The 25,020-nt window shown below is 61.0% G+C and carries 21 protein-coding genes and 2 tRNA genes; 1 reads left to right on the top strand and 22 read right to left on the bottom strand.

From position 1 onward, the window contains the following. Positions 1–692 precede the first annotated feature (692 nt). From H8711_RS07830 to H8711_RS07735, 20 genes are all read right to left on the bottom strand, one after another. Positions 693–992 (bottom strand): hypothetical protein, encoded by a 300-nt coding sequence (locus H8711_RS07830; RefSeq protein ID WP_249282914.1) that lies wholly within the window; start codon positions 990–992, stop codon positions 693–695. Between the two features lie 43 nt (positions 993–1,035). Further along, a tRNA-Glu gene (locus H8711_RS07825) sits at positions 1,036–1,110 on the bottom strand. 46 nt (positions 1,111–1,156) lie between these two features. Next, a tRNA-Met gene (locus H8711_RS07820) sits at positions 1,157–1,233 on the bottom strand. Positions 1,234–1,381: 148 nt separating this feature from the next. Further along, entirely contained in the window at positions 1,382–2,857 is a 1,476-nt protein-coding gene (guaB, locus tag H8711_RS07815) for an IMP dehydrogenase (RefSeq protein ID WP_249282913.1), read from the bottom strand. A gap of 264 nt (positions 2,858–3,121) precedes the next feature. Beyond that, complete coding sequence (locus H8711_RS07810) at positions 3,122–3,640, bottom strand: flavin reductase family protein (RefSeq protein WP_249282912.1); 519 nt, start codon at positions 3,638–3,640, stop codon at positions 3,122–3,124. Between the two features lie 12 nt (positions 3,641–3,652). After that, positions 3,653–4,399: an acyl-[acyl-carrier-protein] thioesterase gene (locus H8711_RS07805; protein ID WP_249282911.1), complete on the bottom strand. Its 747-nt coding sequence runs from the start codon at positions 4,397–4,399 to the stop codon at positions 3,653–3,655. A 61-nt stretch (positions 4,400–4,460) separates the two neighbouring features. Next, entirely contained in the window at positions 4,461–5,732 is a 1,272-nt protein-coding gene (gene serS, locus H8711_RS07800) for a serine--tRNA ligase (RefSeq protein WP_249282910.1), read from the bottom strand. A gap of 66 nt (positions 5,733–5,798) precedes the next feature. Beyond that, positions 5,799–6,668, bottom strand: a complete 870-nt coding sequence (locus H8711_RS07795) for a ParB/RepB/Spo0J family partition protein (RefSeq protein ID WP_249282909.1) — start codon at positions 6,666–6,668, stop codon at positions 5,799–5,801. Between the two features lie 15 nt (positions 6,669–6,683). Beyond that, positions 6,684–7,454 (bottom strand): ParA family protein, encoded by a 771-nt coding sequence (locus tag H8711_RS07790; protein ID WP_249282908.1) that lies wholly within the window; start codon positions 7,452–7,454, stop codon positions 6,684–6,686. Between the two features lie 376 nt (positions 7,455–7,830). Continuing rightward, entirely contained in the window at positions 7,831–8,661 is an 831-nt protein-coding gene (locus H8711_RS07785; protein WP_249282907.1) for a ParB/RepB/Spo0J family partition protein, read from the bottom strand. A 286-nt stretch (positions 8,662–8,947) separates the two neighbouring features. Then, a complete protein-coding gene (gene rsmG, locus H8711_RS07780; RefSeq protein ID WP_249282906.1) occupies positions 8,948–9,661 on the bottom strand; it encodes a 16S rRNA (guanine(527)-N(7))-methyltransferase RsmG in 714 nt (237 codons plus the stop codon). Then, complete coding sequence (gene mnmG / locus H8711_RS07775) at positions 9,658–11,544, bottom strand: tRNA uridine-5-carboxymethylaminomethyl(34) synthesis enzyme MnmG (RefSeq protein ID WP_249282905.1); 1,887 nt, start codon at positions 11,542–11,544, stop codon at positions 9,658–9,660. Before mnmG ends, rsmG begins: the two co-directional genes overlap by 4 nt. Positions 11,545–11,703: 159 nt before the next feature. After that, entirely contained in the window at positions 11,704–11,916 is a 213-nt protein-coding gene (locus H8711_RS07770; protein ID WP_249282904.1) for a helix-turn-helix domain-containing protein, read from the bottom strand. A gap of 1,016 nt (positions 11,917–12,932) precedes the next feature. Further along, positions 12,933–14,303 carry a tRNA uridine-5-carboxymethylaminomethyl(34) synthesis GTPase MnmE gene (gene mnmE, locus H8711_RS07765; protein ID WP_249282903.1) on the bottom strand — a complete coding sequence of 457 codons (1,371 nt, stop codon included), beginning with the start codon at positions 14,301–14,303 and terminating at the stop codon, positions 12,933–12,935. Between the two features lie 70 nt (positions 14,304–14,373). Further along, a complete protein-coding gene (jag, locus tag H8711_RS07760; RefSeq protein WP_249282902.1) occupies positions 14,374–15,564 on the bottom strand; it encodes an RNA-binding cell elongation regulator Jag/EloR in 1,191 nt (396 codons plus the stop codon). A gap of 29 nt (positions 15,565–15,593) precedes the next feature. Further along, positions 15,594–16,697: a YidC/Oxa1 family membrane protein insertase gene (locus tag H8711_RS07755; RefSeq protein WP_249282901.1), complete on the bottom strand. Its 1,104-nt coding sequence runs from the start codon at positions 16,695–16,697 to the stop codon at positions 15,594–15,596. A gap of 93 nt (positions 16,698–16,790) precedes the next feature. Further along, entirely contained in the window at positions 16,791–17,036 is a 246-nt protein-coding gene (yidD, locus tag H8711_RS07750) for a membrane protein insertion efficiency factor YidD (protein ID WP_249282900.1), read from the bottom strand. 3 nt (positions 17,037–17,039) lie between these two features. Next, the gene (gene rnpA, locus H8711_RS07745) at positions 17,040–17,390 is read right to left on the bottom strand and encodes a ribonuclease P protein component (RefSeq protein WP_249282899.1); all 351 of its coding nucleotides are present in this window, start codon (positions 17,388–17,390) and stop codon (positions 17,040–17,042) included. Positions 17,391–17,454: 64 nt separating this feature from the next. Beyond that, positions 17,455–17,589: a 50S ribosomal protein L34 gene (gene rpmH, locus H8711_RS07740; protein ID WP_249282962.1), complete on the bottom strand. Its 135-nt coding sequence runs from the start codon at positions 17,587–17,589 to the stop codon at positions 17,455–17,457. A gap of 1,562 nt (positions 17,590–19,151) precedes the next feature. Continuing rightward, positions 19,152–19,460: a helix-turn-helix domain-containing protein gene (locus H8711_RS07735; protein ID WP_249282898.1), complete on the bottom strand. Its 309-nt coding sequence runs from the start codon at positions 19,458–19,460 to the stop codon at positions 19,152–19,154. Positions 19,461–19,588: 128 nt separating this feature from the next. Between H8711_RS07735 and H8711_RS07730 the strand changes: the two genes are divergently transcribed. Then, positions 19,589–20,224 (top strand): hypothetical protein, encoded by a 636-nt coding sequence (locus H8711_RS07730; RefSeq protein ID WP_249282897.1) that lies wholly within the window; start codon positions 19,589–19,591, stop codon positions 20,222–20,224. 26 nt (positions 20,225–20,250) lie between these two features. On the opposite strand, the gene gyrA is transcribed toward H8711_RS07730, so the two are convergent. After that, positions 20,251–22,776, bottom strand: coding sequence for a DNA gyrase subunit A (gene gyrA, locus H8711_RS07725; RefSeq protein ID WP_283245892.1), 2,526 nt, complete (start codon positions 22,774–22,776; stop codon positions 20,251–20,253). A gap of 256 nt (positions 22,777–23,032) precedes the next feature. After that, positions 23,033–24,994 (bottom strand): DNA topoisomerase (ATP-hydrolyzing) subunit B, encoded by a 1,962-nt coding sequence (gene gyrB / locus H8711_RS07720; RefSeq protein ID WP_249282896.1) that lies wholly within the window; start codon positions 24,992–24,994, stop codon positions 23,033–23,035. Positions 24,995–25,020 lie beyond the last annotated feature (26 nt).

The following is a 25,020-nucleotide window of genomic DNA, read 5'->3' as shown; positions in this document are numbered from 1 at the left end:
TTGATTTTTGGCTCCGGGTCGGGTCGGCAGCGCCGACAGGCAATCCGGGTTGGCGCTTGCGTTGTGCGGGGCGCGGTGGCCGAAGCCGGAAGCACAAACAGAACACCGCGTTTACGCCCTCGGAGGGGCGGAGGATCTAGGGCAAGCGGGGGACGGCAGAGAGGATACGGGCATTACCCGAGGGAATCCCGCCAAAGGCGGGACAGGTGCCTGATTGGAGCGAGTGCCCTCCAGAGGGCCTTCTCTTGTCCCTTCGGGACAATTCACCTTGCGCTCCTTGGAATTTGCACGAAGCGACTGGAAGGCACGTCGGCAGCGCCGACAGGCAATCCGGATTGGCGCTTGCGCCATACCGGGTGCGTCCTCCGCGCGGATGCTGCACTTTGCTTAACAAACGAGCCTGCCCGGCTTTCCTCCGGCCGTTGGCCGGCCGCCCCTAGGGGGGATGCCAAAGGGGGGAACGCCCTTTGGCGCGCTTTTGCATCCTTTTGGCGCGTACCAAAAGTGAGGCACCGCGCGGGGGCGCAATCCCGCCCAGGCGACGCCTGGAGGTGTTGCCGAGGAAAGCGCTTATTAAGGCATTGGGCTCGGTGGCCGTAGCTGCAAAGCTAAGTGCCAACCCGCCCAGGCAACGGCGGAGGCCGCCCGCCTGCCTGTTCGATTCCACGGGCCATGCCAAAAAAAGAAGCCACTCAGTAGGGTGGCTTGCTCTTTCTTGGTGCTCGACCGGAATCTACCCGCGGCAGAACCGGCCCGCCACCGGCGGCCCGGTTGCGCCCGCCCTTCGCCTTCGGCTCAGCCGGGCTTGCTGCCTGTTCGATTCCACGGGTCATGCCAAAAAAAGAAGCCACCCAGTAGGGTGGCTTGCTCTTTCTTGGTGCTCGACCGGAATCTACCCGCGGCAGAACCGGCCCGCCACCGGCGGCCCGGTTGCGCCCGCCCTTCGCCTTCGGCTCGGCCGGGCTTGCTGCCTGTTCGATTCCACGGGTCATGCCAAAAAAAGAAGCCACCCAGTAGGGTGGCTTGCTCTTTTTTTGGTGACCCGGACGGGAATCGAACCCGTGATGCCGCCGTGAAAGGGCGGAGTCTTAACCGCTTGACCACCGGGCCGGAGGTCAATATCAAAAACCCACCCCAAGGCGGAGAATTTGTAAAATGGTAGCGGCAATAGGATTTGAACCTACGACACTTCGGGTATGAACCGAATGCTCTAGCCAACTGAGCTATGCCGCCATATTTCGCCTTGCTTGTTCATCAGGCGAAGTTAATTATACTATACCCTGCAAATTTTGTCAACTATTTTTTCTGGGTTTCGCTGTTTTTATCATACCCCGCCCGGCGCGCGGTATGCACGGCCGGGCGGGATAGATACGCTGTTTCCTCAGGGATTGATGCTGTAGTTGGGCGCTTCCTTGGTGATGTAGATATCGTGCGGATGACTCTCCTTGAGGCCCGCGCCGGTGATGCGGATGAATCTTGCCTTCTCGTGCATCGACGGGATATCCGGGCAGCCGCAGTAGCCCATACCCGCTTTGATGCCGCCCAACAGCTGGAACACGGTGTCGGCCACCGCTCCCTTGTAGGGCACGCGGCCCTCCACGCCCTCGGGCACCAGCTTTTTGTTGTCCTCCTGGAAGTAGCGGTCTTTGCTGCCGCATGCCATCGCGCCCAAGCTGCCCATGCCGCGATACACCTTGAACCGGCGGCCCTGGTAGATTTCGCTCTCGCCGGGGGCTTCCTCGCAGCCGGCCAGCAGCGATCCCAGCATGACCACCGATGCGCCCGCCGCGAGCGCCTTGACGATGTCGCCGGAATATTTGATGCCGCCGTCCGCAATGACGGGGATGTCGTACTTGGCCGCGACGCACGCCGCATCATAAACCGCAGTGATCTGCGGCACGCCGATGCCCGCCACCACGCGGGTGGTGCAGATCGAGCCGGGGCCGATGCCCACTTTGATCGCGTCCGCGCCCGCCTTGATGAGGTCCTCCGCGGCCTCGGCGGTGGCGATGTTGCCCGCGATCAGCGCCACATCCGGGAACGCCTCCTTCACCTTGGTCACACAATTGAGGATATTCCGGCTGTGGCCGTGGGCGGAGTCGAGCACCAACACGTCCACCTGCGCCTCCACCAGCGCCTTGGCGCGGTCGAGCACGTCGCTGGTCACGCCGATGGCGGCGCCGCACAGCAGACGCCCGTTTTTATCGCGCGCCGAATTGGGATAGCGCACCGCTTTTTCAATGTCCTTGATGGTGATGAGGCCCTTGAGGCGGCCCTCCTGATCGACGATCGGCAGCTTCTCAATCTTGTGCTGGCGCAGAATCTCCTGCGCGGCCTTCAAATCGGTGCCCACCGGCGCGGTGATCAGGTTCTCCTTGGTCATCACCTCTTTGATTTTGAGGTTGTAGTCGTTCAAAAACCGCATGTCGCGGTTGGTGAGGATGCCGACCAGCTTGTTATCCTGGTCCACAATGGGCACGCCGCTGATTTTATATTTGCCCATCAGCTCGTCCGCATCGAACACAAAGTGTTCCGGCGAGAGGTAAAACGGGTTGACAATGACGCCGTTCTCCGAACGCTTCACCTTGTCCACCTCATCGGCCTGCTTCTCGATGGACATGTTCTTATGGATGATGCCGATGCCGCCCTCGCGCGCGATCGCAATCGCCATGAGTGATTCGGTGACGGTGTCCATGGCGGCCGTCATCAGCGGCGCATTGAGACGCACGTCCTTTGCCAGGCGGGTACCCACGTTGATTTCTTTGGGCAGCACATCCGATTTGGCGGGGATGAGCAGCACATCGTCAAAGGTAAGGCCCTCCTTGACAAACTTTTCCCCCTGATTGATGTTGAGCATCTACACTTCCTCCTTGTATCTGATTGGCGCACAGGCCCTTGAGCGCAGAACCCGTGCATGGCTTCAAATATTTTATCTATTCTACCACTTATCGCGTTGCGGTTCAACCCTTTGCCCGGAGAGATTTTACAGATTTTTTCACCACGAATTGTCAGGGTTGCAAATTGGTATGACTTGCTGCATCCTGTGCCGAACAACTGTGCGCCGAGAAAAGAAATACGGCCCGCACCACGCCGTTGGGCGCAGCCGGGCCGCCGTCATCCATCAATGAGCGCCGGGTTTGACATAGGTCGGTGCAAATTTGCTCGATTGCAGTTTTTTCACCTCGCGGTAGTACTGGTAGGTCATCGGTTGACCCTGCCGCACCACGTTGGAGTCGGTCACATCGCAGACAAAGATGGTGTGGGTGTCCATATCCACCTCATCGATCACCTTACAGCTGAACTGGGTCAGGATACCCTCGTTGATGTAAACGTCGCCGTTCGAGTCCTTGCGGCAGTTGAGGTCTGCGAACTTGTCGATTTCGCGGCCGGTGCGGTAACCAAACTTGCCCAACAGCGGACTGGGGCAGTCCTCGCCCACCACATTCACCGCCACTGTGCCGCCCGCGCGGATGAATTCATGGGTCTGGTTCTGCTTGGAGACGCTCACCGCCACGCGCACCGGCTCGGCCGTGATCTGAAACACGGTGTTGACCAGGCACCCGGCGTTCTTGTTGCCGTCGTGCGCGGTGATCAGATAGATGCCATAACTGAGTTGAAACAGGGCTGTAATATCCAGCATCGAATTTCCTCCTTAATTTTGAAACCGGATGACCGCCTCGAAACAGGCGCTGCCGTCCGGGCGGTCCGCGCCGGCGTACCAGGTATTCTCCACGCCGGGCAGCGGCGCGCAGTACACCGCCAGCCGGTCGCCCAGCGCGGCCTCCTTGATAAAATGGATGCGGTATTCCGCAATCTCCCTCCCCTGCAGCAGATCAAACGGCAGGAAATCACAGACGATGTCGCTGTAAACCGCATTGTTCATGTGCAGGTTGCAGTCGATGTCGCTGTAGCGCACCTCCCGCCATCCCGCAGGTCCGAGGCCCTCCGGACGGCGCACCCTGTCCTGAACCGGCGGGCGGTAGCCCTCCGGGGCCGGCCCGATCGGGATTTCGTGCGGCAGCTCGGACGGGCGGTGGAGCCTGTGGGTGTGCGGGTCGGCCAGCACCCAGGCGGTGCGCGCCGCGATCAGCTCCCGCCCCGCCGCATCGTAAAACGACACGTCGCGCATACTCTGCGCCCCCTTGCACGGGCGCGGCCAGGTGACCACCCGCATCTCCTCCAGCGCCGACGGCAGCCGCGCGATGTGCAGCTCCACACGGGTGAGCAGGTAGACGAACCCCTCCTCCCACAGCAAGGTGTGGTGCAGGCCCAACGCCTCCAGATGCTCGCCGGAGACCTCCTGGATGTGGCGCATCACATTGCTTAGTTTGATCCGGTTGCGGATGTCGCATTCAGGATAGGGGAGCTGAATCTTTTTTTCAAAGCTGGTTTTTTCCATCTGCTTCCCCTTTCTTGTATTGTTTTATACTGTTTGTATAATTATTGTTGTTATCTACAGTTCAGCGGATCACATCAACGCCCATATACGGCCGCAGCACCTCAGGCACCGTCACCGAGCCGTCCTCATTCTGGTAGTTTTCCAAAATTGCGGCCACTGTGCGGCCGATCGCCAGACCCGAGCCGTTCAGGGTGTGCACAAGCTGCGCCTTGTCCTTGGGATTATCCTTGAACTTGATGTTGGCGCGGCGGGCCTGGTAGTCCTCAAAGTTGGAGCAGCTCGAGATCTCGAGATAGCGGTTGTACGAGGGCATCCACACCTCGATGTCGTAGGTTTTGGCGCTCGAGAAACCCAGGTCGCCGCTGCACAGGGTCACCACATGGTAGGGCAGACCCAGCATTTGCAGCTTGGTTTCCGCGTCGTGGGTGAGCTTCTCCAGCTCGTCGTAGCTCTCCTCGGGGCGGGAAAATTTGACCAGCTCCACCTTGTTGAACTGGTGCTGGCGGATGAGGCCGCGGGTGTCGCGCCCCGCCGACCCCGCCTCCGCGCGGAAGCAGGCCGAATAGGCGCAATGCTTGATCGGCAGCTTGGCGCCGTCCAGAATCTCGTCGCGGTACAGGTTGGTCACCGGCACCTCGGCCGTGGGGATCAGGTAGTAATCCAGCCCCTCCAGCTTGAACATGTCCTCCGCAAACTTGGGCAGTTGCCCGGTGCCGGTCATCGAGGCGCTGTTCGCCATAAACGGCGGGAGCACCTCAACATAGCCGTTCGCGGTGTGCTGATCCAGATAGAAGTTGATGACCGCGCGTTCCAGCCGCGCGCCCAGCCCCTTGTAGAAGTGGAACCGCTTGCCGGTCACCTTGGCCGCGCGCTCCGGGTCGAGGATGTCGAGGTCTGCGCCGATGTCCCAATGGGGCTTCGGCTCGTATGGGAACTGGCGCGGCTCGCCCCAGCGGCGCACCTCCGGGTTTTGGCTGTCGTCCAGGCCGGTGGGCACCGACTCGTGCGGCACATTTGGGATGGAAAGCAGCAGTTCGCGCTGGCGGGCCTCCAGCTTGGAGACCTCCGCGTCGCAGGCGCCGATCTCCTCAGCCAACAGCTTCATCTCCGCCATCAGCGCGGTGATATCCCTGCCCTCTTTTTTGAACATGGGAATCTGCTTAGACGCCTTGTTCTGCTCGGCCTTCATGCCGTCGGCCTTGGTGCCGATCTCGCGGCGCTTCTCGTCGATGGCGAGAATCTCATCCACCACGGCATCCATATCCTTGCCCCGGCGCTTCACCCCTGCCTTGACCTCGTCGGGATTGCTTCTAATTCTGCGAATATCCAACATATTCCTTGCACTTCCTTATTTAAAATATCCAGTTATCCTGAATTTTTTGACTCAATTGTCCCCCGCCTACCAGTTGAGCTTCTCCCCGGTGAGGCGCTCCATGATGTCCGCCAGGTCGCGCTTGCTGAAAAATTCGATCTCCAGCTTGCCCTTGTCCCGCTTGGTGTGGTTGATCTTGACCTTGCGGCCGAATTCCTGGGTGGCCGCGAGCTCCAACTCCTCGTAGAAGGTGTCGCGCACCAGCGGTTTCGCCTTGGGCGCCTCCTCCTTGGGAGCTTTGATCGCCGCAACCCGCTTTTCCACATCCCGCACTGTCAAATTTTCCTTCACAATGCGGTCGGCCAGCTCCTCGATCTGCTTTTTGGTCTCCAGCCCGAGCAGCGCGCGCGCATGGCCCACCGAGAGCTCGTCCCGGCGCACCATCTCCACCACCTTGGCCGGCAGATGCAGCAGACGCAGGGCGTTCGCCACCACCGGGCGCGATTTACCCACGCTTTTTGCAATCTGCTCCTGCGTCATGTTGTATTGATCGGCCAGCAGCTTGTAGCCCAGCGATTCTTCGATGGCGTTGAGGTCCTCGCGCTGCAAATTTTCGATGAGCGCCAGCTCCATCGTCTGCTGGTCGTCCATCTCCCGCACGATCACCGGCACCTCGGAGAGCCCCGCCATGCGGGCCGCTCGCCACCGCCGCTCGCCCGCCACCAGCTGATAGCCGCCGGTGGGCATCGGGCGAACCAGCAGCGGCTGGATCACTCCGTGCTCACGGATGGAATCGGCCAGATCGGCCAGCGCAGCCTCGTCGAAATCCTTGCGCGGCTGCGACTTGTTGGGCTCGATCTCAGAGATGCGCAGGGTCAACACATCGCGCGAGCTGGTGTCGTTATCGACAAACAAGGCGTCCAGACCCTTGCCCAGCCCGCCTTTTCTTCCTGCCACGGCTTGTTCCCCCTTCTATTTGATCTTATTTTGGTTTAAAATCTCCTTTGCCAGCTCCTCATACGCCTCGGACCCCTTCGATCCGCGGTCAAAATAGGAGACCGGCTGCCCAAAGCTGGGCGCTTCCGATACGCGCACATTGCGCGGTATCACATTTTTGTAGACCTTTTTCGGGAAATACTTCTTGACCTCCTCCACCACCTGCATGGTGAGGTTGAGGCGCGCGTCGTACATGGTGAGCAGCACCCCTTCGATCTCGATCTGCGGGTTATACAGCCGTTTGACGCTGCGCACTGTGCTCATCAGTTGGGACAGCCCCTCCAATGCGTAATATTCGCACTGGATCGGCACGATCAAGGTGTCGCAGGCGGTGAGCGCATTGAGCGTAATCAGCCCCAGCGAGGGCGGGCAGTCGATGAAGATGAAGTCGTACTCCGGCTTGATTCCGATGAGCGCGTTTTTCAGCCGCCCAGCGCGGTTTTCCAGCTCCACCAGCTCAATTTCAGCCGCCGCCAGGTCGAGGTTGGAGGGCAACACGTCCACATTCTTAAACGAGGTATGCACAATCACATCCCGCGCCTTTGCGTCGCCGATGAGCAGCTCGTAGGTGGATTTTTGCACCTCCCGCTTGTTGATCCCCAGCCCGCTGGTGGTGTTGCCCTGGGGGTCGATGTCCACAATCAGCACCTTCTTGCCGAAAATACCGATCCAGGCGGCGATATTGATGGCCGATGTGGTCTTGCCCACCCCGCCCTTTTGGTTTGCCATAGCGATGATTTTTCCCATAGCGGACCTTCTTCCGTGTTATTATCGGTCGATCCCCTTTGATTATGACATCAACCGGGCAAAGCGGCCTTCGCTGCAATCGCCATATTGCGGCGCGGCCGCACCGCCTCTGCACTTTGCGCGGGCGGCAAACAGCGGCAATGCCGCCTGTTTTGTGTCTATTATAACACACCGGCGGGAAAATTCAATTGTTTCACGTGAAACAGCGACTTTTTTCGCGCGGCGCCTGTCGAAATATGTTTCACGTGAAACATTTCCACCGCAATGGGGTGCAGAAAGGCCGCCGGCGGACTATCTGCCCAGCCAGCGGCCTCGCTGCAATCGACATAGGGGAACTTTTATGACTAACCTTTATAAAAAGGATAGCGGGTTTGTTTTAAGACGATCCGCGCAGCGCGCCCCGGCGGGAAAACGCGGATGTCTTGGGGATTTTAACGGTGTATTCGATGTATTCGCCCTGGTCGGTGCGCGCCGCCTCTGCCTCAATGCCGGCCTCCTTCATGGTATCGATCGCGCGGTCAATGGTGTTGATAAAGATGCGCAGGTCCTTGACGATCAGCAGCCGCTTGGGCGCCATCCGCTTTTCCTCGAGCATCCCCTCAATCAGCCGCTCGGTCTGGGCCACGTTGAGGCACCGCTTGGCGATCATCGTGATCGCTTCGCGCTGCAACTCCGGGGTGCGCAGCTTGAGCAGCGCCCGCGCGTGCCGCTCTGTTAAGCCTTTTTCGCTCACAAGCGCCTGAATTTCGGGCGAGAGGCGCAGCAGCCGCAGCTTGTTGGCCAGGGTGGACTGCGCCATGCCCAGCTTTGCGGCCGCCTCTTCCTGGGTGATCTCCCACTGGTAGATCAGCTCATAGATGCCGCGCGCCTCGTCGAAAAAGGTGAGGCCCTCGCGGTGCAGGTTTTCAATCAAAGCGAGCACTGCGGACTGCTGGTCGTCGACATCCACAGCGATCGCGCGTATCTGCGCCACGCCCAGCAGCTTGCAGGCGCGCAGCCTGCGCTCGCCGGAAACCAGCTCATAGCGCCCGGTTTTGAGTCGCCGCACGGTGACCGGCTGCAACAAACCGTTTTCGCGGATGCTCTCCGCCAGGCTGTGCAGCTCATCGTCATCGAATAGGGTGCGCGGCTGGGAGGGATTTGGGTCGATGCTGCCAAGCGGCAGGTTGAGCACCTGCTCGCCGCGGTTGTTCTTTTGAAAAATCATCGGCCACGCCTCCCTGCATCTTGTTGCACGCGGTCTGTCCGGGCGTGCCGCCCGCGCGGAGGTGACGGAAGGTCTCCGCGCGGGCGGGGCGGCCGGACGGGCGGTTTGCCCACAAGCGGAAAAGGAGATTTTCCACATTTGCACGGGGATGTTGGGGAAACCTCGCGCTGTTTTTCTTTTCTGCTTGTCCGTGATTTCAATATACCACATATTTACAATTATTTCCAGTATTTTACATCGTAAAAAATCGACAGGATTCGCTCTATCCTGTCGATCTTCGGGCCGCTTACAGCGGGTTTTTTGCAATTTTTCCGGGATTTCTCGGATATTTTGCTGGAGTTTGCGATATTTTCCTGATTAAAACGATGGAACGGCGGCTGTCGTCCGGCAGGATGTACTTTTCCACACCGAATACGCGCCCGCCCAGCTCCTTGATCGCGGGCTTCGCCGCATCCAGCTCTTCATCAATTTCGTAGCCCTTGAGCGCTGCGAACACGCCGCCGGGCTTCACAAACGGCAGGCAGTATTCCGCGAGCTCCCGCAGGTTGGCCACCGCCCGCGCGGTCGCCAGATCGAAGCGCTCGCGCAGCTCCGGCTTTCGGCCGCCCTCCTCGGCGCGCAGGTGCACCGCCCGCGCGGGGATTTCCAGCGCCGCGCACAGCTCGGTCAAAAAGAGGATGCGTTTATTGAGGCTGTCCAGCAGGGTGAGCTTGAGGTCTCCGCGCGCCACAGCGCAGGGCACCGACGGGAACCCCGCGCCCGTGCCCACATCGATGACCGACGCGCCCTGGGCGGGCTGCGCCGCGTGCAGCAAAAGCAGGCTATCCAAAAAGTGTTTCACCGCGATCTCATCCGGCTGGGTGATCGCAGTCAGGTTGATCCTTTCGTTCCACTCCACCAGCATTTGGGCGTAATGCTCCAGCCGGTCGAGCTGTGCGGCGTCCAACGCCACGCCGTATTCCAGCGCGGCCGCGCACAGGGTCTCTTTGGGCAGGTTCATTCCTTGCTCCCTCCTCCCCGCTGCTCCAGATAGATGAGCAGCACCGAGATATCCGCCGGGCTGACCCCCGAGATGCGGGACGCCTGCCCTACATTGATCGGACGCACCCGCGAGAGCTTCTCCCGCGCCTCCATGCGCAGGCTGGCGATGCGGTTGTAGTCGATATCATCGGGCAGCGGCCTGTTTTCCAGGCGGCGCATCTCCTCCACCTGGGCGAGCTGCCGGCGGATATACCCTGCATATTTGATCTCCACCTCGGCCTGCTCGCACACCGCGCGGTCGAGCGCGGGGCGGATGGGGTCGAACGGCGCGAGGTCGTCGTAGCTCACCTGGGGGCGGCGCAGCAGGTCGGCCAGGCGCACACCGGTGGCCACCGGTGCTGTTCCACGTGAAACAAGCATGTCGGAGAGCGCCTCGCCCGGCGGGATGGAAGTGCCCTCCAGCCGCGCGATCTCGGCCTTTTTCTGCGCCTGCTTCCGAAGGAACCGCTCATAGCGCTCATCCGAAATGAGCCCGATCTCGTGCCCAACCGGCGTGAGGCGTTCGTCGGCGTTGTCCTGCCGCAAAAGCAGACGGTATTCCGAGCGCGAGGTCATCATGCGGTAAGGGTCGGTGCAGCCCTTGGTCACTAGGTCGTCCACCAGCGTGCCGATATAGGAGCTGGCGCGGTCCAAAATCATGGGCGGCTGGCCGCGCAGCTTGCGCACCGCGTTGATCGCCGCATACAGCCCCTGGGCGGCGGCCTCCTCATAGCCGGAGGTGCCGTTGAACTGACCCGCGCCGTAAAGCCCCTCGACGCTGCGAAACTCCAGGGTCGGCTTCAGCTCCAGCGGGTCGCAGCAGTCGTATTCGATCGCGTAGGCGGTGCGCATCACCTTGAGCTGCTCAAAGCCCTTGATCGTGCGGTAAAAGGCGATCTGCACATCCTCGGGCAGGCTGCTGCTCATCCCCTGCAAGTACATCTCGTCGGTGTCCAGTCCCATCGGCTCCACAAAGATTTGGTGCCGGGGCTTGTCCGCAAAACGCACCACCTTGTCCTCGATGCTCGGACAATAGCGCGGCCCCACCCCCTCGATCTTGCCGCCATAGAGGGGCGAGCGGTGGATATTGTCGCGGATGGTCTGATGGGTGGCCTCGTTGGTGTAGGCGATGTGGCAGACCGCCCGGTTGACCAGCGGGCGGGTGGTGTCGAAGGAGAACGGGGTGATCGGGTCGTCCCCCTGCTGCTCCTCCAGCGCCGAAAAGTCGATGCTGCGGCGGTGCACCCGCGCCGGGGTGCCGGTCTTGAAGCGCCGCAGGGTGATCCCCAGGTCGCGCAGGCTCTGCGACAGGCGGTTGGCCGCATGGGTGCCGTCCGGCCCGCTGGGGTAGGACACATCCCCCACGTAGACCATCCCCTTGAGGTAGGTGCCGGTGCAGAGGATCACCGCGCGCGCGCGGAACACCGCGTCCAGCGCCGTGACCACCTCACGCACCCCGTCCTTGCCGTCCCCGCGGATCGCCACCACCTCGGCCTGCTTGATGTCCAGGCGCTCCTGGGCCTCCAGGGTCTGCTTCATGCGGCTGTGGTAGGCCATCCGGTCGATCTGGGCGCGCAGGCTGTGCACCGCCGGGCCCTTGCCCCGGTTGAGCATCCGGCTCTGAATCATCGTGTCGTCCGCCGCCCGGCCCATCTCGCCGCCCAGCGCGTCGATCTCCCGCACCAGATGGCCCTTGGCCGTACCGCCGATCGACGGGTTGCAGGGCATGTTGGCGATGCCGTCCAGCGTGATGGTGAACAGGATCGTATTCATCCCCAGGCGCGCCGCGGCAAGCGCCGCCTCACAGCCCGCATGGCCCGCGCCGATCACCGCAATATCGTATTCTCCCGCGAAATATTCCACCCTGACATCCTCTCCATTGGTTGGATTGCAGCCGCAAAAGGCACAAAACAGGCCCAGAGGTATTGATACCCCTGAGCCCCGCATCCGGACCAGCCTTTTGCCGCGCTTTTATCCCTTATTATAGGTTATTTTGCCCGCCTTGTAAAGAAAAACCCCGCGTCACGGCGGGGTTGGATCGTCGGTTCGGTCGAGCAGGTAGTCCACGCTGATGCCGTAAAAGTCGGCGAGCTTGAGTAAAATGTCATCTCTTAAGGCAATTTTGCCTAATTCATACTTGCAATAAGTATTTTGAGAGACATGCAAAATCTCACCTAATTGTGCTTGGCTGAGGTCAGAGTCCTCGCGCAAATCTCGAATTCGACGATATTTCATTTTCTATCACCGGTTCTATCATAAGGCATAGTAACAAAATAGTGCGTTTTTATCTGAAATACAGATAAAATTGTGTGCAGCAGCTCGCCAACTCTACATCGCCCCAGGGGCATCCCTGGGCGGGGTTGCGCCCCCGCGCGACGCCATCCTTTTGGTACGCGCCAAAAGGATGCAAAAGCGCGCCAAAGGGCGTTCCCCCCTTTGGCATCCCCCCTTTGGGGCGGAGTAGACGGCCTGCGCTGTTTTTACCGGTTCTCACAAGTGCCCTCGGCAGGTGCCTTCCAGTCGCTTCGTGCAAATTCCAAGGAGCGCACTCGCTCCAATCAGGCACCTGTCCCACCTTACGGCGGGATCCCCTCGGGTAATGCCCGCATCCGCTCTGCCGTCCCCCGCTTGCCCTAGATCCTCCGCCCCTCCGAGCGCGTAAATGCGGTGTTCTATTTGTACCCCCGGCTTCGGCCACCGCGCCCCATGGCCTAGTAAGTGTCATCCCCGGCTTTCCTGTCGGCGTTGCCGACCCGGAGCCAAAAATCAAGCGGGGCGGTGCCTGCGCGCTTTGCGGGTGTCGCCCGAGGGCACCCCGTAAGGGGCAATGGTTCGTGGGAGCGAAGCGCCGGGTATGCACCCGGCGGCGTTACCGAGGATAGCACCGTACAAATTGCAGGGCACCCTACCCGAAGCCGCTGGCCCTGTGCGCGGGTTGCACCTTGCACAACGCAAGTGCCAACCCGGATTGCCTGCCAGCGCTGCCGGCCCGGGCGCACAACGGGGTTTTCAAAGGGGGGTGCCCCCTTGGACACGTTTTTCCTGCCTTTTGACGTGCATCAAAAGGCAGTCGTCGTGCGGGGCCGAAACCCCGCCCAGGCAGCGCCTGGAGGCGGTACCGAGGAAAACACTTGCTAAGGCGTGGGGCACACTGCCCGAAGCCAGTAAATAGCAGCAAACCCCGCCGCCAAGTGAATGGCTGATATTTTTATTGTGAAAAATGAAGCATTGAAATAAAAAAGCCCCGGCGGCTATTTGCCCACGCAGAACCGCGCGAACACCTCGTTCACCACCGCCTCGCTGGCGCGCTCGCCGGTGAGCTCCAGCAGGGCGGCAATCGCCTCGTCGATGCAGACCCCCACCGCGTCGAAGGTGAAGCTGTCATCCAAAGTAGAAATCGCCTCGTCCACCGCGGCGGCAGCGCGCTGGGCGCACAACCGCTGGCGCTCATTGGCGAGCAGAGCCGCGCCGCCGTCCAGCCGGTGCAGGCCTAGCACCTCGTTCACCGCGGCACTCAGCTCCCGCATCCCCTGGCCCGCCTTGGCGGACACCTGCACCGTGTGGGGGATGCGCTCGCTCACCCACGCGAGGTCGATGCGGCGGGGCAGGTCGGTCTTGTTGATCACCGCCACCGCCGGGCGGCCGCGCAGCGACTCGATCAACGCGCGATCCTCCCCGGTCAGCGGGTCGGAGCTGTCGAACACCGCGAGCACCAACCCGGCCGTTTCCAGCCGCCTGCGGGCCAATGCCACGCCCACGCTCTCCACCTCGTCGTCAGTGTCGCGCAGGCCCGCGGTGTCGGCCAGCCGCAAAATCGCGCCGTCCAGGTTCACCGTGTCCTCCACCACGTCGCGGGTGGTGCCGGGGATATCGGTGACGATGCTGCGCTGATACCCGGCCAGCAGGTTCATCAGGGTGGATTTGCCCACGTTGGGCCGCCCCACAATCGCGGTCTCCACCCCCTCGCGGATCACCCGCCCGAGGTCGTAGGTGGAGAGCAGCCCTGCAAGGCCGTCCCGCGCCCGGCGCAGGGCTGCGCCGATCTCCTCCCCGGTGATCTCGGGGATTTCGTCGTCCGGGTAATCCACCCAGGCGGAGAGATGGGCGGCCAGCTCCAGCAGGCCCCCGTTCACCGCGCGGATGCGGGCGAACAGCGCGCCGTCTCGCGCGGAAAGGGCCGACCGCGCGGCCTGATCCCCCTGCGCAGCGATCAGATCCATCACCGCCTCGGCCTGGGTAAGCCCCAGCTTGCCGTTCAAAAATGCGCGCTTGGTGAACTCGCCCGGCCCGGCCGGCTGGGCGCCCGCAGCCAGCACCGCGCGCAGGGTTCGGCGCAGCAGATAAAGCCCGCCGTGGCAGGAGAGCTCCGCCACGTCCTCGCCGGTGTAACTCCTGGGCGCGCGGAATACGGTGGCGATCGCGTCGTCGATCTCGCCCGCCGCGTCGAACACGCGGCCGAGCAGCGCGGTGTAGCCGGGCGCGTCCTCCAGGCGGCGCGCTCCCACCGGGCGGAATACCCGCGCCGCCACTGTCAGCGCGTCCGGGCCGGAGATGCGAATGATGCCGATGCCGCCCACCCCCAACGGGGTGGAGATGGCGGCCACGGTCGATTGCTGTTTCATAGAAACCTCCCTGTGCATCCATGTGCAAAAGGGGGCTTCAAACAATCCGTTTGAAACCCCCTGCGGTTTTTTAGTCGATGTCGTCCAGTTCAATTTTGGAATAGAGCGGCTTGTCCTGCGCCTCGGCCGGAGGCGTGTTCTTGGGCGCCTGCGGCTTGGGCGCGGCCTTGGGCTCCCGGTGGATCACCGGCGGCTCGATCTCGATCGCGCTGTCGTCGATCTTCTTGGGGGCGGCGCTCTCGCCGAACGCATTCGGCCGGGTCACGGTGTTGCCGCCGCCGCTGCGCGGGGGGCGGTTGCCGCCTCTGCCGCGGCCACCGCGTCCGCGGCCGCCCCGGTTGCCCGAGGAACCGCTGCGGTTTCCGCCGTCCTTCTGCGGGGCGCGGCGGCGCGGGTTGGTCGAGGAGATGACCACGCGGCGGTTGGGCTCCTCGCCGGTCGAGGCGGAGGTGACCCCCTCGATGGTCTGCACCGTGGCGTGGATGATGCGGCGTTCATACGGGTTCATCGGCTCGAGCGTGACGCTGCGGCCGTTTTTGAGCACCTGATTGGAGAGCTTTCTGGCGAGCTGCTCCAGGGTGCGCTCGCGCTTCTGGCGGTAGTTGCCGCTGTCGATGGTGATGCGGAAGTAGTCGCCCTCCAGGCGGTTGGCGACCAGGCCGGCCAGGTATTGCAGCGCGTCCAGCGTCTCGCCGCGGCGGCCGATCAGCACGCCCAGGCCCTCGCCGCTCAGGGTGAGCACCGCGCCGTCGCGGATGGCGGTGGCCTTGATCTCGACCGCCTCAAGGCCCATCTCAGTAAAGATCGATTTCAGATAAGCGACCGCGCAATCCACCTTTTCGCCGGTGGCGGGGGTGCCCGCCGGAATCTCCGGCTTGGTCTCCTCCGCGGCGGGCGCGGGCTGTACCGCCTGCGCTGGCGCGGCCTTGGGCTGCTCGGATTTGGGGGCTTTGGGAGCCTCAGGCGCGGGCTGCGGCTTCTTCTTGGGCTGCTGCGGGCGCGGCGGACGGGCCTCCCTGGGCTCGCGGGGTTCCCTCGGCTCGCGCGCTTCGCGCGCAGGGGTCGCGGGCTTCTTCACCTCGTCGGGCACCTCCATGGTGACTTTGACCTGCGCGGGGATCATCTTGAGGCCAAACAGCTTGCGCGCCGGGCGCTCCAAAATTTCAAATTCCGAATTATCGCTGTTTGCGCCGAGCTGTGCATAGGCGTTTTCCAGCGCTTCTTCCACGGTTTTACCCGTTCCTATCGCTTCTTTGATCAAAACTACACCTCCTGATTGCTGTTCCTTTTTTATTTTTCGTCCACGTCAATATCTTCTTCTTTGTAATCCTCGCCGTACCGCTCGGCCATGCGGCGGCGCGCCTCGGCGATCTTCCGCCGGTTCTGTTCCTTCTGGTTCATGGCCTTTTCCGCTTCGGCCTGCTGATATTCCTTGCTGGCCATCAGCTTTTTGCGCTCGATGCGCTCCTGCCGTTCGCGCTCCTTGCGGGCCTCCTCTTCGGCCTGGGCGGCGGCGAGCAGCTCCGCGGGGTTGTACTTCTTATTGAGGAAAATCGACTGCGCCATCGAGAACAGGTTGGTCAAAATCCAGTACAGGCCCACGCCCGCGGGCACCTGCAAAGCGATGACAAACGACATGATGGGCATCATCAGCATCATACCCATGTTCATGCCCTTGAGCGAGGCGTTGTTGCCCATGTTGGCCGCGCTCATGCGGGTGGTGTACCAGCTCAGCAGCAGCGAGGTGAGGCCGGAAATGATAGGGATGAGGATGAGCAGATTGAAGCCGAGGGAGGGCACCTGCGAGAGGTCGAGCCCCAAAAAGTGCTGGTCGAACGAGGCCACCTTGTCCACAAAGTCCTGGCCGAGCGCCGTCGAGAAGGCGGAGGGGTCGAGCTCGAGGCCCTTCATGATGATGTTTTCCTGCCGCAAACCGCCATTCTGCTGGATGAAATTGCCCAGCGTGCCGTTGGCGGTGATCACCTGTTTGCCGATCTCGACCGCCTTTTCGATCACATCGCTGGGGAAGCGCAGGATGTGATAGAGCGGCTTATAGATGACGTCGATGAGGCCGAACAGGATGGGAAACTGGATGAGCAGCGGCAGGCAGCCGCTCATGGGGTTGTAGCCCTCTTTTTCATAGAGGGCGGAGAGCTCCTCCTGCTGCTTTTGCGGGTTGTTGGCATACTTTTTCTGGATGGCCTCCATCTTGGGGCGGAACATGGCCATTTTTACAGTGGATTTCTGCTGCTTGATGCCAAACGGCAGCAGAATCAATTTTGAGATGAGCGTAAACAGGATCAGCGCGAACCCGTAGTTGTGCACCAGCTGATAGCAGGCCCACATCACCCATCCCAGCGGGTAACCAATAATTGTGTAGATAAAATTCATCATGCGGCGCTTATTCCTCCATTTTCTTTCGCAGCGGGCGGGGCGAAGCGATGCCCCCGCGGGCAAAATGGCGGACGCGCTGCGTTATTTTCTCTGTTATTGCGGCCGAACCTGCCGCACAAAGGTAAAGTGGTCTGGCACGGGGTCGTAGCCGCCCCGGCAAAAGGGGTTGCAGCGCAAAATGCGCCAAAACACAAGTAGCCCGCCCCTCACAATGCCAAAGCGCGAAATCGCCTCGAAGGCATAGGAGGAACAGGTGGGATAAAACCTGCAACAGGCAGGTTTCATAGGTGATATTACTTTTTGATAGAACCGGATCAGAGCTAAAAACAGTTTTTTCATAAGCTACCCATTGGCACTTCCGGCCCAGACGCCGAGCTTTTTGGCTTGTCCGCGCAGCACCGGCACAAGGTCGGTGGATTTTAAAAACACCGTGCGGGTGCGCGCCACCAGAACCAGGTCATAGCCGCAGGCCAGATCCGGTTCGGCCTCCAAGTAGGCCTGGCGGATGATGCGCCGCGCCCGGTTGCGCTGCACCGCGTTGCCGATCTTTTTGCTGGCGGTGAGCCCCAGGCGGTTGTAGCCAAGCCTGTTTTTGGCCACATAGGTGACCAGCGCGGGGTGCGCCGCCGATTTTCCGCGGCGGTAAAGCCGCTGAAAATCGCGGTTGCTTTTGAGCGGTTGTGTATGAAGCATGGCCCAGCCTTCCGTTTTCGTTGTAAAAAGAAAGGCCACAAACAACATTTGTGGCCGTCATCTCTTAGTAGCTCAGGGTCTTTCTGCCTTTCGCTCTTCTGCGAGCCAACACCTTACGCCCATTTTTCGTAGACATTCTTTTGCGGAAGCCGTGGACTTTCTCCCGATGGATCTTTTTCGGCTGATAGGTTCTTAACATTCCAAACCCTCCCTTCGAGGTAAACCTTGCAGGAATACAGTATACTTTAAAAACCGCATAGTTGTCAAGTTTTTTTGGGTTATTTTTGCCCGGATGCGGGGTTTTTGCGTCCGAGGGTCCCGGTGCGGGGAGATTTTGGCCCCAAAATAGGGGGATGGGTGGCTTGATGGCCGAAGCAGCCTGGCCTGCCAGCTTCGGGCACAGCGCCTTGCGCATTGCCATGCGCCTGCCTCGGCATTGCCCCCAGGGGCATCCCTGGGCGGGGGTGCGCCCCCGCGCGACGCCATCCTTTTGGTACGCGCCAAAAGGATGCAAAAGCGCGCCAAAGGGCGTTCCCCCCTTTGGCATCCCCCCTTTTGGGGCGGCCGGCCAACGGCCGGAGGAAAGCCGGGCAGGCTCGTTTGTTAAGCAAAGTGCAGCTTCCGCGCGGAGGACGCACCCGGTATGGCGCAAGCGCCAACCCGGATTGCCTGTCGGCGCTGCCGACGTGCCTTCCAGTCGCTTCGTGCAAATTCCAGGGAGCGCAAGGTGAATTGTCCCGAAGGGACAAGAGAAGGCCCTCTGGAGGGCACTCGCTCCAATCAGGCACCTGTCCCGCCTTTGGCGGGATCCCCTCGGGTAATGCCCGCATCCTCTCTGCCGTCCCCCGCTTGCCCTAGATCCTCCGCCCCTCCCAGGGCGTAAGTGCGGTTTTCTTACTTGGGCTTTTCCGGCTTCGGCCACCGCGCCCCGCACAACGTAAGCGCCAACCCGGCTTTCCTGTCGGCGTTGCCGACCCGACCCGGAGCCAAAAATCAAGCGGTGCGGGGCCTGCGCGCTTTGCGGGTGTCGCCCGAGGGCACCCCGCAGGGGCAATGGTTCGTGGGAGCGAAGCGTGCCCTTCCCACTTTTCGCGAAGCGACTTCAGAACCATTGCCGAGGGTACTTGCCGCACTTCGCTTTCACCAGCGCAGATTTTATCTCCGGGCGCACAACGGGGTTTTCAAAGGGGTGCCCCCTTTGACACGTTTTTGCTCGCTTTTGGCGTGTACCAAAAGCGAGTCGTCGTGCGGGGCCGAAACCCCGCCGCCAAATGAATCGCTTTTATTTAACAAAAGGGCATAAAAAAATAAACATTAAATTAAAATTGCTCCAGCCGTCCCGCGGGGGCGAAACCCCGCCGGGCATGCGCCCGGGGGCGTTGCCGAAGAAAACACTTATTAAGGCGTGGGGCACACTGCCCGAAGCCAGTAAATAGTAGCAAACCCTTACTGGCCAGTGGCCAGGGCCAAGCCGGGCCGGTTGCGCTACAGTGCGCAAAATACTGTGCCCGAAGCTACAAGGCTACAAGCAAACCCACCCGGGGATGCCCCTGGGGGCAATGCCGAGGCAGCCGCACGGCAGTGCGCAAGACCACTCTGCCCGTAGCTGGCAGGCCAGGCGCAAACCAAAGCTCCCAGGCCCAAGCCGGGCCAGTTGCGTTACAGCACGCAAAACGCTCTGCCCATTAGCCGCACAGCTAAGTGCAAACCCCGCCGCCAAGTGAATTGCTGACATTTTATGTGAAAACATAAAATTAAAAATCATGGCATTGTCTTAAACAATTCCAGAAAAAGTTCCTGCTGCTTCTTGGTCAGCGACGACCAGTGGTCCAGCATCTCCCGCTGTTTGGGCGTTAAATTAATCGCATCGTCGCCCTCTGCAAAAAACTGCGACATCGTTATGCCAAAACCGTGGCACACCTTGTTCAATGTTGGTATTGTGGGAATCTGGTTCTTGCGATACCAAGTTGAAATCGTTGATTGGGACAAGCCGGAATTCTTCGCTAACTCATACTCAGACCAGTTCCGCTCCAATCGAAGCCGGGTAATCTCATTCAGTATATCCTTCATTTGCTCACCCTATCTACTTTGTTTTTACGTATATTATACTTCGCTAAAAATTTGCTTTTTACTTATTTAAGAAGTATAATTTGTTCGTTAAAAAACACCATTGAGAATAGAGCGAGGGAGGTTCAAGTATGAAAAATCAAGCAGACAGCAAGCCCGCCAAATTCTTTAAAAATTTCCGCACCCTGTTTCGGACGGCGCGCAACCTAAAAGTCCTGCGGTATCTCATCTTCTTTCCCCCGCACGAAAATGAGCTCTACATCCTGTTTCTCACCTACCAATGCGAGTTCGCGCTCTATCAAATCAGCACTACAGGCGCCAACGAGGACCTCCTCTGGGATGAGTTTGTCCAGATTTTGCGGCGCTCCCCGGAGCTCCTCAGCACAGCTAAGGCCGCTATCCAGCGCGCCGTCGAACAATTTCCCCGCGATCAATTCGATTTTGATATCTCCCAACCGGTCAAATTTTTTGAGGATCACGACAAGGACGAAACCATGCAGATGGCCCGGCTGTTCTCCGAAAAAGATGGTTTTATGCTCCTCCAGCGCTTCGTGCTGCAAGCCGAGGCAGCGCACTTTTCCCATCTGGCGGGCTCCGCAAAACCTCGCTACACCTGGAAGGCGTACCTCAAAGCCCTGCACCGGGATAGCAGCCTCCGGCAGACGCTCATCCGCGCGTTTCAGGATGGGCTCAAAAAAATTGACTTTGAAACGGCCCTGCTGGCACTGGCAGAGGATCTCACAAAAACAGAGGGCGAAAGCACCTGATGCTTTCGCCCTCTGTTTTTTTTCGTTTATTCCTGCTCTCCGGAAGCAGTCTCTTCATCCACCTCCGGGCTGTTTTCAGTGGTCTCGCCGGCCTCCTCGGGGCTGTCCGCGCCGTCCGGGTCCTCCTTGGGCGCGCGCGCCAGGGTGACAATGCGGCTGCCCTCGGCCACGCGCATCACGCGCACGCCGCCCGCATAGCGCGACTGCACGTTCACCTCAGAGACCGGGATGCGGATGATGACGCCGTCGTCGGTAATCATAATCACGTCGTCCTCATCGTCCACCACCTTCACGCCGGCCACACAACCCTTGTCATCGTTGCATCTGTAGTTCATGATGCCCTTGCCGCCGCGGTTTTGCAAACGGTATTCGCTGGTCTCGGTGCGGCGGCCGGAGCCCTTCTCGGTGACGGTGAGCACGGTTGCTCCCTCGCGGGTGCGGGCCATGCCAACCACCTCGTCGCCCTCGCCCAGGCTGATGGCGCGCACGCCGCGCGCAGTGCGGCCCATGGGGCGCAGGTCGTTTTCTGAAAAGCGGATCGCCATGCCCTGACGGGTGGCCACGATCAGCTCGTTTTCGCCGCCCGTCTCGCGCACCCAGGCCAGCTCGTCCCCTTCGTCCAGGCTGATGGCGATGAGGCCGCCCTTGCGCACATTTTTGAACAGAGAAAGCGGGGTGCGCTTCGCCGTGCCGTGGCGGGTCACCATGATGAGATACCGGTCCTCGTCGAATTCATCCACCTTAATCATCGAGGTGATCTTCTCCCCCTGCTCCAGCGGCAGCAGGTTCACGATGTTCGCCCCGCGGGATGCGCGGCTGCATTCGGCGATCTCATACCCTTTGAGGCGGTAAACCCGCCCGCGGTTGGAAAAGAACATGATGTAGTCGTGGGTGGAGCAGATGAACAGCTCCTCCACAAAGTCCTCGTCGCGGCGGGTCATGCCCGAAATGCCCCGGCCGCCGCGGCGCTGAGTCTTGTAGACGTCCATCGCCATGCGCTTGAGATAGCCGAAATGGGTCAGGGTGATGACGCAGTCCTCCACCGGGATCAGGTCCTCGATATCCACCTCGCCGGATACCGCCTGGATTTCGGTGCGGCGCTCGTCGCCGTATTTGTCGCGGATAGCGGTGATCTCCTCCTTGATGATCTCGAGCACGCGGGTCTCGCTCGAGAGTATCTCCTCATAATCCGCGATGCGGGCCAAAATCTCCCGCAGCTCGTTTTCAATCTTTTCGCGCTCCAGGCCGGAGAGACGGCCCAAACGCATGGCCACAATGGCCGATGCCTGAATCTCGGTGAGGCCGAACCGCTCCATCAGGCGCGGCTTGGATTCGCTGTCGTCCTTGGAGGAGCGGATGATCCGGATGACCTCGTCGATATTGTCCTGGGCGATCTTGAGGCCCTCCAAAATGTGCTCGCGCTCGCGCGCCTTTCGCAGGTCGTAGCGGGTGCGGCGCACAATCACGCTCTCCTGGAACTTGATGTACTCGTGCAGCATCTCCTTGAGGGTGAGCTCGCGCGGCACGCCGTCCACGATGCACAACATGATGACGCCCACCGTCTCCTGAAGCTGGGTGTAGGTGTACAGCTGGTTTAAAACCACCTGCGCGTTCGCATCCTTCTTGAGCTCGATCACGATGCGCATGCCGTCGCGGTCCGATTCGTCGCGCAGGTCGCTGATCATATCGATGCGCTTTTCCTTCACCAGGTCCGCGATATTTTCAATCAGGCGCGATTTGTTGACCATATAGGGGATCTCGGTCACAACGATGCGCTCGCGGCCGTTTTTGTGCTCCTCAATCTCGGCGCGCGCGCGCAGGATGACGCGGCCGCGCCCGGTGCCGTAGGCGCTGCGGATGCCCTTGCGGCCCATGATGATGCCGCCCGTGGGAAAATCCGGCCCCTTGACAAATTCCATCAGGTCGTCGAGGGTGGCGTCGGGGTTGTCGATCAGGCAGCAGACTGCGTCCACCACCTCGCGCAGGTTGTGCGGCGGGATGTTGGTGGCCATGCCCACCGCGATGCCGGTGGAACCGTTCACCAGCAGGTTGGGGTAGCGGCTGGGCAGCACCACCGGTTCGAGGATGCGGTCGTCGTAGTTGGGGGTGAAATCGACCGTCTCCTTCTCGATATCGGTGAGCAGCGGCATCGCCATTTTGGCCATGCGGGCCTCGGTGTAGCGGTAAGCGGCCGCCGGGTCGCCGTCCACCGAGCCGAAGTTGCCGTGGCCGTCCACCAGCGGGTAGCGCAGCGAAAAGTCCTGCGCCAGGCGCACCAGCGCGTCGTAAACCGAGGCGTCGCCGTGCGGGTGATATTTACCCAGCACGTTACCCACCGTATCCGCGCACTTGCGGTAGGCCTTGTCGGGCGAAAGCCCGTTTTCATACATCGTGTAAAGGATTCTTCTGTGAACCGGCTTGAGGCCGTCGCGGACATCGGGCAGGGCGCGCGATACAATGACCGACATGGAGTAGTCGAGAAACGACTTCTTCATCTCCTTCTCGATATCCCGGATAATCAGCTTGCTGTCTTCCTGATACATGTTTTCCATCACCATATTTCATGGGGCCTCCCCGCGGCGGGGCGGTCGCCCGAATTATTTTCGTTGTCTTGTCGATTTCATCGACAAGACTGGGGTGGGAACCTCAATCGCAGCGGCTAACGCCTTGCTCTGAGAGTTCCCCTCCCAACCAACCCCTCCAACACAAACCGGCTCCCTACCGCCGGTTTGTTCTCAAGGTGCGGCTGCGGCGGCACATGTCCGCCTTCGCCGCCGATTTTATCTTGTGATTTTCTGACAACTAGTATCAGATATCGAGGTTGCTCACGTAGCGCGCGTTCTTCTCGATGAACTCGCGGCGCGGCGCCACCTTGTCGCCCATCAGGATGGTGAACACCTCGTCCGCGGACACCGCGTCCTCCATGCTCACCTGGATCATCGTGCGGTTTTCCGGGTCCATAGTGGTCTCCCACAGCTGCTCGGGGTTCATTTCACCGAGGCCCTTATACCGCTGGATCTCCTTCTTGACGTTGGGGTTCTCCGCCGCGTCCGGGTAGAGCTCGCGCACATAGGCGTCGCGCTCCTCCTCCGAGAAGGCGTAGCGCACCTTTTTGCCGCGCGACACCTTGAACAGCGGCGGCTGCGCCAGGTAGACATGCCCTTCCTCGATCAGCGGGCGCATATACCGGAAGAAGAAGGTGAGCAGCAGGGTGCGGATGTGCGAGCCGTCCACATCGGCATCGGCCATGACGATGATCTTGCCGTACCGCAGCTTGGTCAGGTCGAATTCATCCCCGATGCCCGTGCCCAGCGCGGTCACCACCGGCATCAGCTTGTCGTTGCCGTACACGCGGTCCAGCCGCGCCTTCTCCACGTTGAGCATCTTGCCCCACAGCGGCAGGATCGCCTGGAACCGCCGGTCGCGGCCCTGCTTGGCCGAGCCGCCGGCCGAATCGCCCTCGACGATATAGATCTCGGTGCCCTCGCTGCCGCGCTCGGAGCAGTCGGCCAGCTTGCCGGGCAGCGACGCGGTCTCGAGCGCGGACTTGCGCCGGGTGAGCTCGCGGGCCCTTTTGGCCGCCTCACGGGCGCGCGCCGCGGTGGACGCCTTCTCCATGATGGTGCGGGCCACGGCGGGGTTCTCTTCAAAATAGGTCATCAGGCCGTCGTACACCAGGTTATCCACCATGGTGCGCATCTCGGTGTTGCCGAGCTTGGCCTTGGTCTGCCCTTCGAACTGCGCGTCGGTCAGCTTCACCGAGATGATCGCGGTGAGGCCCTCGCGCACGTCGTCGCCGGAAAACTTCTCGTTCTCCTTGATGATCTTCGCCTTGTGGGCGTAGTCGTTGAACACCCGCGTCATCGCGTTTTTAAAGCCGGTCTCGTGGGTACCGCCGTCGGTGGTGTGGATGTTGTTGGCAAAGCTCAGGATGACGTCGTAAAAATCGGCGTTGTATTGCAGCGCCACCTCGGCGGTGCTGTCGCCGTCGCGGGCGGACAGGTAGATCACATCGTCGTGCAGCACCTCCTGGTTTTTGCTCTGGTGGATGTGCTCGACAAAGCTGCGGATGCCGCCCTCGTAGTGCAGCCGCTCCTCGCGCACGTTGGCGTGGTCGCGCAGGTCGGTGAACAAGATGTTGACCCCCGCGTTGAGGAACGCCTGCTCGCGCAGCCTGCGCAGCAGCACCTCGTAGTCGTAGGAGGTGCCCTCGCGGAAGATTTCGGGGTCGGCCTTGAACAGCACCGTGGTGCCGGTCTCGGCGGTGTCCCCGATGATCTTGAGGGGCGCCACCGGGTTGCCGTGCTCAAACCGCTGGTAATAGCGGTGCTCGCCGTCGCGCACCTCCACCTCCAGGTAGGTGGAGAGCGCGTTCACCACCGACGCGCCCACGCCGTGCAGGCCGCCGGATACCTTGTACCCGCTGCCGCCGAACTTGCCGCCCGCGTGCAGCACGGTGAACACCACTGTCACCGCGGGCAGGCCGGTCTTCGACTGGATGCCCACCGGGATGCCGCGGCCGTTGTCGGTCACCTTGACCACGTCGTTTTCCAGCAGCTCCACGGTGATGAGGGAGCAGTAGCCCGCCAGCGCCTCGTCGATGGCGTTGTCCACCACCTCGTAAACCAGATGGTGCAACCCCTTGGGCCCGGTGGAGCCGATATACATGCCCGGGCGCTTGCGCACCGCTTCCAGCCCTTCGAGCACCTGAATGTCGTCCGCGCCGTAATTGTTATTTTCGTGCGTGGCCTGTGAGAGTTTCTCTTCCAATGCTAAAACCTCCAAAACGGCATATG

The organism is Ligaoa zhengdingensis, from assembly GCF_014384885.1.
Lineage (GTDB): Bacteria > Bacillota > Clostridia > Oscillospirales > Ruminococcaceae > Ligaoa > Ligaoa zhengdingensis.
This window is presented reverse-complemented; position numbering and strand designations above follow the sequence as displayed.